Below are 16,028 nucleotides of genomic sequence, written 5' to 3'. Positions count from 1 at the left end.
TTCCCGCCGTAGGAAACTTTTCAAGACGAATTTTGAATTGATTTGTCCCCAGTCCCCAGCCATTACCGCATTGTGACAAATTCTTCGGCGGAACTGGGATGAATGCCGACTGTAGCATCAAAATCGGCTTTTTTCGCGCCCATTTTCACAGCGATCGCTACCCCTTGAATAATCTCCGCCGCATGATCACCTACCATGTGCGCGCCTAAAACCTGATCAGTTTCTGTGTTTACAATCAACTTCATCATGGTTTTTTCTTCTTTCCCTGGTAGGGTGTAGTACATGGGACGGAAACGACTACGATAAATTTTAATGCGATCGCTACCATATTTTTCCATCGCTTCTGCTTCCATTAACCCCACCGTCGCCGCTTCGGGATTGGTAAAAATCGCTGTGGGAATATTCTCATAACTCATCACCCGCGATTTACCACCAAACATCGTATCAGCAAAGGCTCTTCCTTCATTAATTGCTACAGGTGTTAATTGAATTTTGCTCGTACAATCACCTACAGCATAAATATTTTCTTCCGTAGTCTGACTGTAGCGGTCAACTACAATCATCCCCTCTTTATCTACTTTGACACCAGTATTCTCTAACCCGATGTTATCAGTATTGGGTTTCCGTCCTAAAGCTGCCAAACTAATTGCATCTGCTAATATATCTTCTTCCTTGTCGGCTTTGACTTTGACATTCACACCGTTATCTGTCTTGGTGATTTCTACAATCTCAGCATTATTGACAATCCTAATGCCGTGGCGAATCATCCCCTCTTGAATTTCTGTCCGCAAATCTTCATCAAATCCACCTAAAATTTTATCTTGGCGAATTACTTGAATGACTTCTGTACCTAAACCATGTAAAATACAAGCAAATTCTGAGCCGATATACCCACCACCAAGTAACACCACTCGTTTAGGTTGGGGCTTCAAATTAAACAAATCATCAGAAATTAAAGCGTGTTCAATCCCAGGGATATTAGGACGAACTGGTGTCCCTCCCACAGCAATTAATATTTTATCAGCAGTAACTTTAGTATCGCCAATTTCTACTGTATGATTATCAATTAATTTACCCCGTCCCTGATATACCTGCACTTTGGAGTTATCTAACATCCGTTGATAAATACCATTGAGACGTGTGACTTCATTATTCACACGGGTAATCATCTCATCCCAATTCAGGGAACTCTGCACAGCACTCCAACCGTAACCTTGCGCTTCTGCAAAAATGTCGGGGAAGCGAGAAGCATAAACCATGAGTTTTTTCGGTACGCAACCACGGTTAACGCAAGTACCACCCAGTCTGTCAAACTCTACAATCCCAACTTTTGCGCCATATTCTGCGGCACGGCGAGCAGTAGCAATACCACCAGAGCCAGCACCAATTACGAACAAATCAAAATCATAACTCATCGCTTCCTCCGAAACATTCTAAATGAAACAGGTAAAGGAAGTGATCTAAGTCTAGCTTCCTTTACCTGCAAACCAACAAGCGCAGAATAACTTAATACAGATTAGCCGACGAAGGACAACCGAGGCGCGACTTCTTTGGGACGTTCTACACCTTTGAGGTATGCTAAGACTGTATCGGCATCGGATACTTCAAAGGGGTCGGTAGGACAGTTGTCTTCAAATCCAGGCTCAATAAACATCTTTTCAATTTGGCAGTCGTTGACAACCATTGCATAACGCCAAGACCGCATGCCAAAACCGATGTTAGATTTATCTACTAACATACCCATCTTACGGGTAAATTCACCGCTACCATCGGGCAGTAAAAATACGTTTTTCGCTCCTTGTTGTTTACCCCACTGGAACATCACAAACGCATCGTTAACTGACAAGCAAATAATTTGATCAATGCCTTGGGCTTTGAATTGCTCATACAGTTCTTCGTAACGGGGCAGGTGGGTAGAAGAACAGGTAGGTGTAAACGCTCCAGGTAAAGCAAATAATACTACTCTTTTGCCGCCGAAAATTTCTTGAGTTGTCCGGTCTTGCCAACGGTAAGGGTTAGGGCCAGGTACGGACTCATCACGAACTCGTGTTTTAAATACAACATCAGGAACGCGAGTAATAGCAGTCATAAATACCTCTTTTAGATGAATAATTAAACTTTTTCGGCAGCTTAATGATTTGGTGGTGTTGTTTCATCACCTGTAAACCAGAATAATTCTGATTTAAGAATAAGTCAATAGTAATAAATACTTTTTTATCATTATGTTTATGAAGAACTTTAAATGATGAGAGGAGAAAGGTTATAATAGCGTTCTAGGCGTATTTACCTGGGTCAAGTAAATCCTATGCAGCAGCAAGCTGATGAGATTATCAAAACATTGAAGAGTAAAGGATTGCGAGTTACTCCCCAGAGGTTCGCAGTCTATGCCAACCTGCTGGGACGAGAAGACCATCCTACCGTTGAGCAAATTTTGACGGACTTAAATAAAGATGCGCCGACCTCATCGCAAGCAACAGTATATGCCGCGCTTCAGGCATTGCGTGAGGTGGGTTTAGTGCGAGAAGTGCTATTAGAAGAAGGTGTTTCCCGTTACGATGCCAAAGTTGCACCCCATCATCATTTTCGATGTAACTGTTGTGGTGCAATTGAAGATATTGAATGGAACACCTTCGGTAAGATTGATTTAGCGCAACTGCGTTCAGGACTAACAGCAGAAAGGTTTGAGGTGATAGTGCAGGGAGTGTGCGATCGCTGTGAGTAGATTGGGGATTGGGGACAAATCAATTCAAAATTCGTCTTGAAAAGTTTCCTACGGCGGGAAACCCGCCTACAGAACTTTTCGCAAAATTAAAAATTCAAAATTAAAGAATTTTGCGGAAAAATCTCCCCTGCTCCCCTGCTCCCCCTCATCTCCCCTACATCCTTAACTCTGCACTACAGCATCTAAAAGCACATTTGCGCCAAAGCGGACGACATCAGTACAAGGTAGACCGGTTTCGGCTGTAGTTTGAGCGATCGCATCTTTAGCCGCAGATTCATCTAGATGGGCTGTATTCAAAGCTATACCCACCACAGGCACTTTACCAAATGCACCGCCAGCACCAGCAACCGTTTCATACAGATGAATCACCTCTGGTAAAGGTGGAATCGGTACATGAGGATTATTACGGTTATGAGTTTGTCCAGCCTTATGTACCAACACTAACTGAGTCGGTTGAGAACCACGAATCAACGGTAAAGTAGCAGTTGAACCAGGATGTAATAAAGAACCTTGTCCTTCTATATATAAGATGTCGTAGTTCTTGCCATAACGCATTACCATCTGTTCCACTGCACCCGCCGCAAAATCCACCCGCACAGCATCCAAAGCTACACCATCCCCTTCTAGCATCACACCAGTTTGACCAGTAGCCAAAAACTTAGAACGCCAACCCCGCAGTTTTGATAACCAATGTAGCTCTAAACAAGTGGACATTTTACCAATAGCCATGTCAGTTCCCACAGTTAACACCCGGCGACAGGCTAAAGTCCTTGCTAGTCCACTAGCAACATCTAAGTTAGGTGGTTCTTTTCGTACATCCCAAATTAATTGTCCTGGTTTGAGTAGTGCATTTAAATCAGCCATACTGGACAGAGGCGTATGTAAACCATTCACCAAAGACATTCCAGCTTCTAGGGCTGTTTTAATTTCTATCCAGTAATCATCAGGGACACCGCCACCTTTGGGTGCAATTCCAATCACTAAAATTTGTGGCTGGTATGCCAAAGCTGCCGCCACCGATGCCACAATCGGGACATTTCGCTTAATACCTGTGATTTCTCTGACAGATTTACCCGCACACTCTTTGTCTATGACTGCGACAATTGGGGCTTCACTGTAGCGTAACAGTGCTAACCCAGTTTTGCCGATAGATCCTTGAGTACCTTCATGTAATAAAATAGCGACTTTTTGATTAAGCGGCAGACGCACAGTATTTTACCCCCAAGCCTGGTAAATCGTTCGGTAATACTCTCCCTTCCTGTACTACTGCACCGGTGAAGGGATCATCAATTAAATTTAAATGACTATCTAAATCTAAATAATCAGCTAGTGGCGCGAGATGTGCCGCAGCTGTATTTGAGAGGGAACTGTCAGAATAGCAGCCAAACATCACTTGTAACCCACAAGCCCGTGCTGTATGTACCATCCGCATGGCTTCAGTTAAGCCACCGGATTTCATCAATTTAATATTAATCCCATCTACATAGTTAGCTAGACGGGGAATGTCAGCACTATGAAAGCAACTTTCATCCACAAAAATCGGTAACGGTGATTGTTCTTTAAGTTGTATTAAACTTTCTTCCTCACCTCGTGGTAATGGTTGCTCTACATACTTTATACCTAAATCAGCCAACCAATTGCACATCTCAACGGCATCAGCCAAACTCCAACCCCCGTTTGCATCCACAAAAAATTCTTGATTCGGTGCTACTTGCTGCACCGCCAAGAGCATTTGCTTATCTGCTGCTATTCCCTCTGGAGAACCTAACTTGACTTTAAATAAACGCACATCGGTAAATTGTAACCAATCCTTAGCCCTGGCTTGGGCTGCGGCTGGTGAATTAATGCCAATGGTGACAGAAGTTGGTGCGATCGCATGAAGATTCAGTCCCCAGATTTGCCACAGAGGTAATCCGACATACTTACCAAACCAGTCATATAATGCCATATCTAACGCCGCCCTCGCCGCCGAAGGAACTTGATGTTGAATTAAAACTTGCTCAATTTCCTGTCTTTGCAACGGGTGAAATGGTTGTAAAACTGGCGCGAGTTGTTCTAAGCAGTTTTTGATTGTATCCGTTGACTGTGCATGATTCCCCACACCAAACGGCGATGCTTCCCCCCAACCTTCTATATTTGCGCTCACAATTTTTACCCAGACATTGGTTGTCTTGGCTGTTGTTCCGCGACTAATAGTTAAAGGAAATCGCTTGTTGACCGTAAATAGATTAACTTCTACGTGCATAACTATGCTCTAACTTCGGCAAGAGCAAAAACAGTGTAAATGCAAATTTTAGCTGATTTGTGTTACCGTTATACTTTTTTACATTCATTATTAATCGCTAAAATATGAAATAATAATTCGTAAAATTAAGAATTTATGAGTAAACTACAAAAATGGCAAATATTAACCTCAAAAATGGTGTTAAACCATCGTTGGTGTCAAGTCAGGCAAGATGAGGTAAAATTACCCAACGGTCAGGTAATAGATGACTTTTTTGTCAATATTAAGCCAGATATTGTAGTAGTTCTTCCGATTACCGCCAGTAGAGAAATTATTTTTGTGCGGCAATATAGACACGGCGTAGGAGATTGTTTTACAGAATTACCAGCCGGGAGGTTTGAACCAACAGCAGAAAGTCCTGAAGATGCAGGGATGAGAGAACTGCAAGAAGAAACAGGTTATATAGCTGAGAAATTGACCAAAATTGCCACACTATACGACAACCCCAGTAAAGAAACCAATAAAATTCATTTATTTTTAGCAGAAAATGTCATTAAGGTAAGTGAGCAAAATTTAGATATTACAGAAGAGATAGAAGTGATTTTGATTCCGATAGAATCAGTATTAGAGAAAGTTACTCAAGGTGAGATTTCCGTGGCGGGAACTATTGCAGCCTTGTTTTTAGGTTTACAGTTGATTAGTAATATCAAGTCCGCTTAATCACTTACGATATGTCAATGTACAATATTGCCAATACTGAAGAAGTAATTGTACTTGAGGATGGACAAGCACCACCTACTGGGACTACCATTCCCCCAAGAAAGCCAAAATGGTATGACACATTGAGCTACATTGCCAATCCAGATCAATTCTGCCGTCAAAATCTGGAAAAGTATGGCCCTATTTTTAACACAGGAGTCTTTGGTCGCACTACCATCTTTGTAGGCTCGGCTAAAGCTATTCAAATGGCATTTAATGGAGATTTGAAATATACAGAGATTGCACTACCAGCAACCACAATGGATATGTTCGGGGAGTACAGTCTGTTTCAAAGACCCGATTTGCATCGTCAGCGTAAAAATGCACTCGCGCCCGGACTGACTGGCCGTGTACTTGATGGTTATACACCGCTAATCAATGATGTGATTTGGCGTGGTATTAATAGTTGGACTACCCCCGGTACCATAGCTGTACACCCGGCTGTAGAGAAGATTTGCTTTGATATACTTGTCCCAGTGCTGTTGGGAATCAGTTTAGATGACTCTGCTCCTGAAACTTTCCAAGGATTACCAATTACTTCTAAAGCAGAGTTAAAAACTTTGTATCAGACTTACTTTGATGGCTTTTATGGTTTGTCTCAATGGAAGTCGCCCTTGACAAAATACGGGCGAGGGCTTTCGGCACGTCATAAACTCTTGGAATTTATGCGTGCTGTGGTGACTCGACGGCGAGGTGAAGGTAAAGTCATCAAGCCGACGGCTGATTTCCTCTCGATGATGCTAGACAGCCAACAAGAAAATCCCGATGGAGTATTTAGTGATGAGTTGATTGAGAATCAGTGTCTACTGCAATTATGGGCATCAGATTATGAGGTATCGGGACTGATATCTTCGCTCATGTACCAAATAGCACGGCATCCACAAGTAATTTCACGACTACGACAAGAGCAAGCCAGCCTCATAGGTGAAAACAGTCAAGTCACTATGTTTTCACCCGAACAATTAAAGCAAATGGTATATTTAGAGGCAACAATTAAGGAGACATTACGTACTTTACCGCCCAGTTCTACAGCCAGTCGTCTACTCACCAAGTCTGTAGTCCTTGATGGCGTACTCTATAAAAAAGGCTGTGTAATTATTGCCGAGCCAAGAATCGCACACATTATACCAGATTACTTTCACCAACCAGAAGTATTTGCGCCAGAGCGTTTTCTACCGGAACGTGGCGAAGGGAAAATGTATCAATTTATTCCCTTTGGTGGCGGTGTCCATGCTTGCCTGGGAGCGCAGATGGCGATCGCAATTACAAAAGTGTTCGCCTCTCATTTACTACAAATGTTTAACTGGGAAGCAACAGGCGACGCGCAGTTTGTCCAATTTCCTCTGAAAAAGCTCAAGGACAATTACCAAATGAAGTTGACACGCCGAGTTTAACTTTCTCGCAATTATATCATGTCCGTTTGAATAGTTATCATATCTGTTGGGGTAGGGAACAGGGAACGGGGAACAGGGAACAGGGAACAGGGAACAGGGAACAGTTCAGCATCGAAAACTTATCATAAGTAATGAGCCGGACATGATATCAGATAACTTTTTTTTTGCATGATAGCTTCAATAAACAAGCCCCAGGCAGTCATCGTCAGGGGCTTGTTTATTTACCTTGCCCACTGTTGCAAAATATAGGCGTAAAAAGCATCTTTATCTACTTCATCCATCGCCCAAATCTTCCGCCCACCAGACACAACTTTAGTCCGCCCTTCACTCAAACCAGTGGTAATAATTTCGGTTTCCCATGCCCGTATTTGATAAAATTCTGGTTGTCCTAAATACGCGGTTGCTAGCACATCCCAAAAATAATAATCTTGCGGAATCACTAAAGCGTAACATTGTCCGGCTAAATCAGAGATGGGGTAGTGGCGTTGTCTCCCCATTTTGTACACTAAATCTGATGTCACCGGCACATTGTTAGTTAAATCCAACGGACACATAATCATCTCTATTTGGGTTTGCCATACCCGCGCCGCAGATACCGCATCCCAGTAAACATTCCATTCGGCTGAACCATCTTGTCCGGCTTCTAGGCTTTTTTCCACATTACCAGGAACATTCAAAGCCCCACCCATCCAAACAATTTTTTCAATTTTGGCTTCAATGTCTGGTGCTTTATCTAGGGCTACTGCTACTGTTGTCAGAGGCCCTGTCACCATCAACGTAACTGGTTCTGGTGCTTCCCGTAATACTTTTACCATGAAATCTTGACCGGGTTGGGCAACCAAAGGAGTGTGAAGAAATTCGTTTTGGTTAAGAATCGGCAAATGGTCAACAATAAAGGAATCACGACGATATAAGCGCGGAAAAGGATTAATCCCGCGAACTGTGCTTTCTGCCACGGGTATGTGAGAAAATCCCATTAAATCCATAATTTTGCGTGTAGCACTGATAGCTGGCTGTATATAACAATCGGCTGGTGTGACTACAACACCGAGAAGTTCAATATGTTCCATTGTCAACAGCAGCATAGTTGCGAGGTAATCGTCTACACCGCCATCATGATCCATTAATACCAGTTGTTTTTTCATATTTAGGAGAAAATAAAAATGGATGAATTTATGCAAGCTGCAATTCAAGAAGCCCAACAAGGTAGACAAGAAGGGGGAATTCCTATTGGTTCGGTTCTTGTCAAAGATGGCAAAATTCTCGGTAGGGGACACAATAAGCGTGTACAGGATGGTGATCCTGTTACCCATGCCGAAATTGATTGTCTCCGCAATGCCGGTAGAATTGGCAGCTACAGAGGTACAACATTATATTCAACCTTAATGCCGTGTTATTTGTGCGCTGGGGCTGTGGTGCAATTTGGCATTAAAAAAGTGATTGCTGGAGAGTCAAGAACTTTTCCGGGTGCAAAAGAGTTTATGGTTTCCCACGGGGTGGAAGTAATTGATTTAAATCTGGATGAATGCGAACAGATGATGAGTGAGTTTATTGCCAGTAATCCTAAATTATGGAATGAGGATATTGGGAAGTAGTCATTAGTTATTAGTCATTAGTTATTAGTCATTAGTATCCTCTGCTTGCTTTGCTGCCCTTTCTCTCAAAAACGTATCAAATGTAAACTTGTCAGGTAAGGAAGTTTGCGCGCCTCGTTTGGTGGCTGCTAATGCACCTGCGGCTGCACCCCACACTACAGCCTGATGTAAAGAAAGTCTTTGATACAGTGCGGCTGCTAAACCGCTATTAAAAGCGTCCCCAGCCGCTACGGTATCAACTGCATCTACTGGAAAGGCTGGGACAAAAAAAGTTTCTTCAGACGTGGCACACACGACACCTTTAGCACCAAGTTTGACGATCGCACATTTTACTCCCTTTTCCAATAACATCTCGGCGGCTTTGGCTGCTGTTGCTTCGTTATCTACAGGAAAACCCACTAATTGCCCTGCTTCTACTTCATTGGGCGTAATAATATCGACTAACTCATATAGTTCTTCTGGTAATTCCGATGGTGCGGGGGCTGGGTCTAAAATTACTTTAATGTTGGCATTGTGTGCGGCTTGGGCGGCTGCTACTACTGTCTTCAGTGGAATTTCTAGTTGTAAAAGTAATGCTGTGGCTTCTGGTAATAGCTGGGATAATCGCCCTACATCTTCTTGATTTACCTGTCCATTAGCACCTGGAATCACGATAATGTGATTTTCACCATGATGATCTACGGTGATGATTGCTACTCCAGAACTGACGGTTTCATCTATAAAGATATTGTGTGTCTGTACACCAGTATCTTGCAAATGTTTAACCAGTTCTGCACCAAAACTATGTGCGCCTACACGTCCTACCATCTGGGTAGGAATTCCCAAACGTGCTAGTGCTACGGCTTGATTTGCACCTTTACCACCAGGAATTTTGAAAAATTCTTCTCCTGTTAAAGTTTCACCCGCAACGGGCAAGCGGGGGGCTGTTACTACTAAGTCTATATTGATGCTACCAAATACTATAATGCTCATAATAAAAAATACTAGATAAGCAACATTGAGTTTATGCAATTTCTGAAAATTTCGGCAATAGCAAAAATCGATTGTAGAGGAATTTTGCCCATCTGTGATCGACAGATATTAGTAAAAGGATTTAACATAGCAAACTGTATAAACAACAAACTTGAGTATTATGGCTAGTGTAGAACGGGACGAAACCAGGGAAAATCGCATTGCCACAGAGATTCTTGTTGATGCTGAGGATAAAGAAGATAGGGCGATGGGCTGGTATTATTACCTAGATGATACTTTGGATTTTCCTTTTATGGCTAAGTGGAAGAAGAAGTCACGCAAAACTTCTACCATTGAGGAGAAATCAGTGGAAGTCTTGGGAATGGCTCCAGAGGATGATTGTTTAAAAGATATGTATGTGGAAGTTGCTTATATTGGTGGGAAGGATGATGATGTATATTCTGCCAAGCTTTCGGATATCGAAGCTATTGATGTAGATGCAGAAACTCAAGAAGCGATCGCAGATTGGATGTATTGGCTTGCTAGAGGCTACAAATTTTAATTAAATTTTACGAGTTGTGATGCTTTTGACAAGCGTTATTTATGTGGCAGATGTAAGCGGATAGCTAACTTAAGAATATCCGTAAATGCTAATATTTATACCTGGAATTTCTGCTTAAACTCAAAATCCCCCGTGATTTATCCGGGGGAATGAGTTAGCGTCAACTATTAACTATGCGTTTACGCCGTATTGCCAAATTCGCTTACTTAATAATTGCTTCTATCTTATTGGTTTGGATATTTTCTCCCGCAATTATTGTACCCCCTGCTGACCCTGCCGAGGCGATCGCTATCTATGTCACAGACTACGGTTGGCATTCCAGACTGGTTTTACCCAGTGCGAAGGGTGGATTAATTCAGTATGCTTATGGTGATTGGAATTATTTTGCCCTCAACCAGCAGGATTTGAGAAATGGTGTGGCGGCACTTTTTTTATCAACTCAAGGCACTCTCGGTAGGCGAAGTTTTACTAACATTGCTGAACTTCAGCAAATCATGCAACAGGAAAATGCCAGCATTTTCAGTTTAGAAGTAGCACAAGCCAATGTAACACGGCTACTGAAATTATTAGATGAACGTTTTCATCGTCATATTGAAACGCGCCTCAAAAATCCACAAACAGGTTTAACTTTAGTCAAAGATGACCAAGACTATACTTTATTACACAATAGCAATCATGAAATAGCTGTATGGCTAGAAGAATTAGGCTGCCAAGTTCATGGCTTGATCATCTGGGCAGATTACCGAGTCAAAGATCAAATTATTCACCACTAGCATAGCAGTTAGTCCCCAGTCGCCAATCACCTGTCCCCTTTGTTTCTAGTTAATTCAATGCTAATTTTGCCACCGAAATCGGGAATAGGTGCGGCGGGTTTAGTGACGATAACTTGAACTTGGGTGATTTGATCACACTCTTGGATAATAGAGTCAGCGATCGCACCTGCTAACCTTTCAATTAAAGCAAACTTAGAAGTCTTGACTAAATCTGTAATCAAGCTAATAACACTACGATAATCGAGAGTATCAGCGATCGCGTCAGTTTTAGCCGCTTGAGTTAGATCCAACCATAATTTGACATCCACCTCAAACCATTGTCCTAACACCTGTTCTTCTGGCAGATATCCAGTGTAGCCATAGCAGCGAATTCCAGTTAAGTGAATACAGTCCATAGTCATTAGTCATTAGTGATTAGTCATTAGTCATCAGTCATCAGTCATCAGTTCACTGAAAAGAAAGGAACAGGGAATGATACATTGAATTTCTCGGTTCAAAATCTCAAACTTGCTGTTATGTCTGATGTGATACGGCTGGCTTATAAAAATATAAATCAACTTTGGGCTTATATCTTCACCGAAACTCTCAAACGTCTGGGATTAACCTGTGCTGTAATTTGTCCTGGTTCTCGTTCCACACCGCTAGCCGTTGCTTTTGCCCAGCAAGTCCCTGAAATTGAAGCAATTTCCATTCTAGACGAACGTTCCGCCGCTTTCTTTGCTCTGGGAGTCGCTAAAGCTACCAATCGTCCTGTAGCTATTGTTTGCACCTCTGGAACTGCGGGAGCGAATTTTTACCCCGCAGTCATTGAAGCCAAAGAAAGCCGTGTACCTTTGTTGATATTAACTACCGATAGACCGCCAGAATTGCGAGACTGTCATTCTGGACAAACTATAGATCAGGTAAAACTATATGGCAATTACCCAAATTGGCAAACAGAGTTAGCTATACCTACGCCAGATATGGGAATGCTAGCTTATCTGCGGCAAACATTAATTTATAGCTGGGAGCGAACCCAAACCCCAACACCGGGGGCAGTACATTTAAATATACCTTTTCGTGACCCCTTAGCACCCATTCCCCACACAGAGATGCTGCACGAAACGCTTCTACAATCATTATTAACAAAATTTGACCCGGAAAAATTCTTTGCTGACATTACAAATCTTACCCCAGTCCCCAGTCCCCAGTCCCCAGTCCCCATTCCCCCATCTCACCGAGGAATCATCATTGCTGGAGTAGCACAACCACAGCAACCACAGGAGTATTGTAGAGCGATCGCTCGCCTTTCCCAAAGTCTCAAATGGCCTGTACTGGCAGAAGGACTTTCCCCTCTGAGAAATTATGCTGACTTCAACCCTTATCTAGTTTCTACCTATGACCTAATTTTGCGAAATCAGCAACTAGCCAAACAGCTAGCACCCGACATAGTAATACAGATAGGTGATATGCCAACCAGTAAAGAACTACGGGCTTGGCTAGACACCCACCAACCCCGACGTTGGGTAATTGATCCTAGTCACGAAAATCTTGACCCCTTGCATGGCAAGACAACACATTTAAGAATGACAGTAGAACAGTTTTTAGCTGGAGTAGGGGGAGATGAGGGAGTAGGGGAAGTAGGGGGAGATGAGGGAGTCAAGCAGCTAAAATCTTTATCCCCCTCATCCCCCGACTATCTGCAAATGTGGTGTCATGCTGAAGCCAGAGTTAGGGCAAACGTGGATAAAACTTTGGCAAATATGGAGGATTTAATCGAATGTAAAGCCGCTTGGTTAATTTCTCAGGTATTACCGCCAGAAACGCCGTTATTTATTGCTAATAGTATGCCTGTGCGGGATGTGGAATATTTTTGGAAACCGAATAATTTAGGAGTGCGATCGCATTTTAACCGAGGTGCAAATGGTATTGATGGCACATTATCCACTGCTTTGGGAATTGCCCACCGTCAGCAAAGTAGTGTGATGTTAACAGGTGATTTGGCTTTATTGCATGACACCAATGGTTTTTTAATCAGAAATAAATTTGTGGGACATCTGACAATTGTGTTAATTAATAACAATGGTGGGGGAATTTTTGAAATGTTACCCATCGCCAAATTCGACCCACCATTTGAAGAATTTTTTGGTACTCCCCAAGATATTGATTTTACTCAGTTATGCGCTACTTACAATGTGCAGCATGAATTAATTACATCTTGGCAGCAGTTACAGGAAAGATTGAACCCATTGCCAAATCAAGGAATTCGCGTTTTAGAGTTGCGGACAAATCGTCAAACTGATGCCAAATGGCGACAGGTTCATTTAAGTAAATTTGCGGCTGATTGAGGTACACAAGGGCGGGCTGTCCGTCCCACCTCACAAGATAGATAATGTATTTCTGGGAAAGCCGTGAAACTAAACTTGCTTAAATCTACTCAAAGACTGAAGACGTTAGCTTCCTGTTTCGCTTCGCGACGCTAGCGCGAACATCCCAAGTCTGAGAATTACCGAATCTTCCATATATTCAGCCAAATTGCAGCCCGTTTAGTGTTAAATATTCTTGAGTATGGGGAATAATGCTAATTGCGGGCAATCCCTGGGCTGAATATTACAGCATGAAAGCGCGATTTTTTCAAGACCTTAAATTTTGGTGGTGTTTGCTGATAGTTTGCTGGATTTTGGTTTGGCTACCTGTATCTGCCACACCTACAGCAACAGTTGACAACCTCCGACAACAACAACAACAAATAAATCAAGAACGTCAGAATGTGATTCAGGAACGCGATCGCCTAAATAATATACAACAGGCAGCGCAAAATCGCTTAACTGGGATAGCCAAGAATCTACAAACTACGAACAGTCAGATTCAAGACAGCGAAGCTCGATTAAAAGCTGCTACGGCAAGATTACAGCAGTTAGAATCTGATTTAGCTGTAGCGCAAAGGATTTATGAGGAGCGACAAGTCGCCACAGTAGCGAGGTTAAGATATCTCCAGCGATCGCCAGTTAGTCAAGGATGGGCAGTGTTATTACAAAGCCGTGATATCAGTGACTTTATCAGTCGTCGCTATCAATTAAAGTTAGTGTATCAGGCAGACCAAAAAATGTTGGCAAAACTCGCCCATCAAGCCAACCTGATTACGCAACAAAAAATCGAAGTAGAAGAAACAAAGAACGAAATTGCTGTAATTAGAGAGCAATTATTGGCGCAAAAGGCAGATTTTAAAGCTCAAGCGCAGTCACAGACAGAATTGATTCAAAGATTAAATAGCGATCGCCTAGCCTTAGAAGCAGCGCAAAACCAACTAGAAAGAGATTCCCAAAATTTAGAAGTTTTGATTCAACAAAAGATAGCAGAAGCCAGAGCCAGAGAAGAAGCGCAAGCGAAAGCCAATAGCCGTAAAAACGACTTTATTCGCGGAACAGGTTTATTAGCCTTTCCTAGTGATGCACCAACAAGCAGCCCCTTTGGTTGGCGTGTACATCCGATTTTGGGTTATCGCCGCTTTCATGCAGGGTTAGATTTTGCTGCTAGCTATGGGAGTACAATTCGCGCCGCCGATTCAGGAAAGGTAATTTTTGCTGGTTGGTATGGCGGTTATGGCAAAGCTGTAATTATTGATCATGGTAGAGGTGTGACTACACTTTACGCACACAGCAGCCAATTGTATGTTTCGGAAGGGCAAACCGTGCAGAAAGGACAGGCGATCGCTGCTGTGGGTTCTACCGGCTTATCTACCGGGCCACATCTGCATTTTGAAGTGCGTCGCAATGGTACACCAGTCAACCCAGCAGATTATCTTTAACACCAAATTTGTGATCTTGTGATATAATGACAAGATACGAGGGCGCGTAGCTCAGTGGATAGAGCAACAGATTCCGGTTCTGTTGGCCGGGGGTTCAAATCCCTCCGCGCTCGTTTTTGCTTTTGAGATTATCAAAACATTTGTCAGTGTTGGCAAATGATGTAATTCAGTATTTTGATCAGCTTAAACTCTTGCGGAGTTTGGCAGAAATAGCGGCGGATATTTTAGCCTGGGAAGCACAGAAATCAGGAGCATCAAAAACGGTTATTAGCAATAGTTAATCTGATAACAATAGGAAATTAAAATAAATAATGAATTTTGTTTACCGAATTCAGGGTGTTGAGTTTGAATGGGATACAAATAAAGCTGAGAGCAATTTTGTTAAGCATGGTGTTACATTTGCAGAAGCAGCCGAGGTCTTTTTTGACCCTTTTTATCAGGAAGGAGACGCAAGTGCTAATAATGAACAGCGCGATTTTATTTTAGAGTATTCATTATCACAACGTTTATTGTTAGTTGTTTATATAGAACGAACAGCGAGAAAAAGAATTATTTCTGCTCGTCCTGCGACGAAAAGCGAAAGGAGATTATATGAGCAATGATCAGGAAGAATTAAAATTACAACTGCGTCCCCGTGTTACAGAAGTAGTTTCTCTGAATATACCAACAGATACTTTAGCATCTCTGAAAGAAGTAGCTGCTAGTAAAGATATGTCTGTAGAAGCCTTGCTGAAATTTTATATTGGACAAAGTTTGCGGCAAGATATAGCTAAGTTATTTAATGAACGTTTATTAGATAAAACTGCACAAGTTTTGTCACGTCATATTCAGTCTGAGGAAGAAATTTCTAGAATCATGCAAGAAATTAAAGCAGAAACAATAGGATAATTAAGAGGTGATGAGGGATAGATTATGACGCGATATTTAAGAGGATATCTCTTCATTATCAAGTCTTACTCAAAAGCATTTGTAGGGGTAATTCATGAATTACCCCTACATTGATGGGTAATTGCAAGATTGCGGAACGATAAAATTCAACCTTTAATAGTCACTGTCAGCCACACACATCCCTTTACATTTAATACCGTTTGTAGCGGTGCGCTGACAATGAGGACATAGAATTTTTTCGGTTTCTGGTTCTTGATTGTTGTCTATACTATTGCTTGCCTGTAATTTATCTTTTTCGTTCTGGATGTCTACAGTCATAAGCATGGAGTAATTCTTTACCATTTACATTTTACAAGTCATTGATACCGTTTCT

At 42.1% G+C, this 16,028-nt stretch carries 19 protein-coding genes and 1 tRNA gene; 12 read left to right on the top strand and 8 right to left on the bottom strand.

All coding sequences use genetic code 11. The annotated features are described in order from the left end of the window. Positions 1-62: 62 nt before the first annotated feature. Together gorA and A3775_RS09670 are read right to left on the bottom strand one after the other, a co-directional pair. A complete protein-coding gene (gorA, locus tag A3775_RS09675) occupies positions 63-1,415 on the bottom strand; it encodes a glutathione-disulfide reductase (RefSeq protein ID WP_066424744.1) in 1,353 nt (450 codons plus the stop codon). 101 nt (positions 1,416-1,516) lie between these two features. Next, positions 1,517-2,089: a peroxiredoxin gene (locus A3775_RS09670; protein ID WP_066424743.1), complete on the bottom strand. Its 573-nt coding sequence runs from the start codon at positions 2,087-2,089 to the stop codon at positions 1,517-1,519. A gap of 216 nt (positions 2,090-2,305) precedes the next feature. On the opposite strand from A3775_RS09670, the gene A3775_RS09665 reads away from it, so the two are divergent. After that, positions 2,306-2,722: a Fur family transcriptional regulator gene (locus tag A3775_RS09665; protein ID WP_066376855.1), complete on the top strand. Its 417-nt coding sequence runs from the start codon at positions 2,306-2,308 to the stop codon at positions 2,720-2,722. 162 nt (positions 2,723-2,884) lie between these two features. Here A3775_RS09665 and A3775_RS09660 read toward each other — a convergent pair whose 3' ends face one another. Both A3775_RS09660 and A3775_RS09655 read right to left on the bottom strand, forming a co-directional pair. Then, positions 2,885-3,931 (bottom strand): DUF1611 domain-containing protein, encoded by a 1,047-nt coding sequence (locus A3775_RS09660; protein ID WP_066376853.1) that lies wholly within the window; start codon positions 3,929-3,931, stop codon positions 2,885-2,887. Next, positions 3,915-4,967 carry a dipeptide epimerase gene (locus A3775_RS09655; protein ID WP_066376852.1) on the bottom strand — a complete coding sequence of 351 codons (1,053 nt, stop codon included), beginning with the start codon at positions 4,965-4,967 and terminating at the stop codon, positions 3,915-3,917. Before A3775_RS09655 ends, A3775_RS09660 begins: the two co-directional genes overlap by 17 nt. A gap of 135 nt (positions 4,968-5,102) precedes the next feature. On the opposite strand from A3775_RS09655, the gene A3775_RS09650 reads away from it, so the two are divergent. Both A3775_RS09650 and A3775_RS09645 read left to right on the top strand, forming a co-directional pair. Continuing rightward, positions 5,103-5,666 carry an NUDIX hydrolase gene (locus A3775_RS09650; RefSeq protein WP_066424741.1) on the top strand — a complete coding sequence of 188 codons (564 nt, stop codon included), beginning with the start codon at positions 5,103-5,105 and terminating at the stop codon, positions 5,664-5,666. 11 nt (positions 5,667-5,677) lie between these two features. Further along, the gene (locus A3775_RS09645; RefSeq protein WP_231866977.1) at positions 5,678-7,099 is read left to right on the top strand and encodes a cytochrome P450; all 1,422 of its coding nucleotides are present in this window, start codon (positions 5,678-5,680) and stop codon (positions 7,097-7,099) included. A gap of 221 nt (positions 7,100-7,320) precedes the next feature. Here A3775_RS09645 and A3775_RS09640 read toward each other — a convergent pair whose 3' ends face one another. Continuing rightward, positions 7,321-8,244 carry a nucleoside hydrolase gene (locus A3775_RS09640; RefSeq protein WP_066424737.1) on the bottom strand — a complete coding sequence of 308 codons (924 nt, stop codon included), beginning with the start codon at positions 8,242-8,244 and terminating at the stop codon, positions 7,321-7,323. 18 nt (positions 8,245-8,262) lie between these two features. Between A3775_RS09640 and A3775_RS09635 the strand changes: the two genes are divergently transcribed. Beyond that, the gene (locus A3775_RS09635) at positions 8,263-8,694 is read left to right on the top strand and encodes a nucleoside deaminase (RefSeq protein WP_066424735.1); all 432 of its coding nucleotides are present in this window, start codon (positions 8,263-8,265) and stop codon (positions 8,692-8,694) included. 24 nt (positions 8,695-8,718) lie between these two features. Here the strand turns inward: A3775_RS09635 and rbsK are convergent, their stop codons facing one another. Beyond that, entirely contained in the window at positions 8,719-9,666 is a 948-nt protein-coding gene (rbsK, locus tag A3775_RS09630) for a ribokinase (RefSeq protein ID WP_066424733.1), read from the bottom strand. Between the two features lie 160 nt (positions 9,667-9,826). On the opposite strand from rbsK, the gene A3775_RS09625 reads away from it, so the two are divergent. Continuing rightward, positions 9,827-10,207, top strand: a complete 381-nt coding sequence (locus A3775_RS09625; RefSeq protein ID WP_066424731.1) for a calcium-binding protein — start codon at positions 9,827-9,829, stop codon at positions 10,205-10,207. A 173-nt stretch (positions 10,208-10,380) separates the two neighbouring features. Beyond that, complete coding sequence (locus A3775_RS09620; protein ID WP_066376842.1) at positions 10,381-10,980, top strand: DUF2459 domain-containing protein; 600 nt, start codon at positions 10,381-10,383, stop codon at positions 10,978-10,980. A 26-nt stretch (positions 10,981-11,006) separates the two neighbouring features. Here the strand turns inward: A3775_RS09620 and folB are convergent, their stop codons facing one another. Further along, positions 11,007-11,375 carry a dihydroneopterin aldolase gene (folB, locus tag A3775_RS09615; protein WP_066424730.1) on the bottom strand — a complete coding sequence of 123 codons (369 nt, stop codon included), beginning with the start codon at positions 11,373-11,375 and terminating at the stop codon, positions 11,007-11,009. A gap of 120 nt (positions 11,376-11,495) precedes the next feature. Here folB and menD point away from each other — a divergent pair, with 120 nt between their 5' ends. The 6 genes from menD to A3775_RS09590 all read left to right on the top strand — a co-directional run bounded on the left by menD (position 11,496) and on the right by A3775_RS09590 (position 15,655). Next, complete coding sequence (gene menD, locus A3775_RS09610; RefSeq protein WP_066424729.1) at positions 11,496-13,307, top strand: 2-succinyl-5-enolpyruvyl-6-hydroxy-3-cyclohexene-1-carboxylic-acid synthase; 1,812 nt, start codon at positions 11,496-11,498, stop codon at positions 13,305-13,307. A 269-nt stretch (positions 13,308-13,576) separates the two neighbouring features. After that, on the top strand, positions 13,577-14,767 hold the full coding sequence (locus A3775_RS09605; RefSeq protein ID WP_066376913.1) for a murein hydrolase activator EnvC: 1,191 nt from the start codon (positions 13,577-13,579) through the stop codon (positions 14,765-14,767). A gap of 40 nt (positions 14,768-14,807) precedes the next feature. Further along, positions 14,808-14,880 (top strand) — tRNA-Arg (locus tag A3775_RS09600). 33 nt (positions 14,881-14,913) lie between these two features. Then, positions 14,914-15,048: a hypothetical protein gene (locus tag A3775_RS25235; RefSeq protein WP_255363860.1), complete on the top strand. Its 135-nt coding sequence runs from the start codon at positions 14,914-14,916 to the stop codon at positions 15,046-15,048. Positions 15,049-15,078: 30 nt separating this feature from the next. Further along, a complete protein-coding gene (locus A3775_RS09595; RefSeq protein WP_066424727.1) occupies positions 15,079-15,369 on the top strand; it encodes a BrnT family toxin in 291 nt (96 codons plus the stop codon). Further along, the gene (locus A3775_RS09590; RefSeq protein ID WP_066376837.1) at positions 15,359-15,655 is read left to right on the top strand and encodes a hypothetical protein; all 297 of its coding nucleotides are present in this window, start codon (positions 15,359-15,361) and stop codon (positions 15,653-15,655) included. Before A3775_RS09595 ends, A3775_RS09590 begins: the two co-directional genes overlap by 11 nt. A gap of 153 nt (positions 15,656-15,808) precedes the next feature. Here the strand turns inward: A3775_RS09590 and A3775_RS09585 are convergent, their stop codons facing one another. Then, on the bottom strand, positions 15,809-15,973 hold the full coding sequence (locus tag A3775_RS09585; RefSeq protein ID WP_197480123.1) for a hypothetical protein: 165 nt from the start codon (positions 15,971-15,973) through the stop codon (positions 15,809-15,811). Between the last annotated feature and the right edge of the window lie 55 nt (positions 15,974-16,028).

It is taken from the genome of Anabaena sp. 4-3, assembly GCF_001597745.1.
Taxonomy (GTDB): Bacteria; Cyanobacteriota; Cyanobacteriia; order Cyanobacteriales; family Nostocaceae; genus Trichormus.
This window is presented reverse-complemented; position numbering and strand designations above follow the sequence as displayed.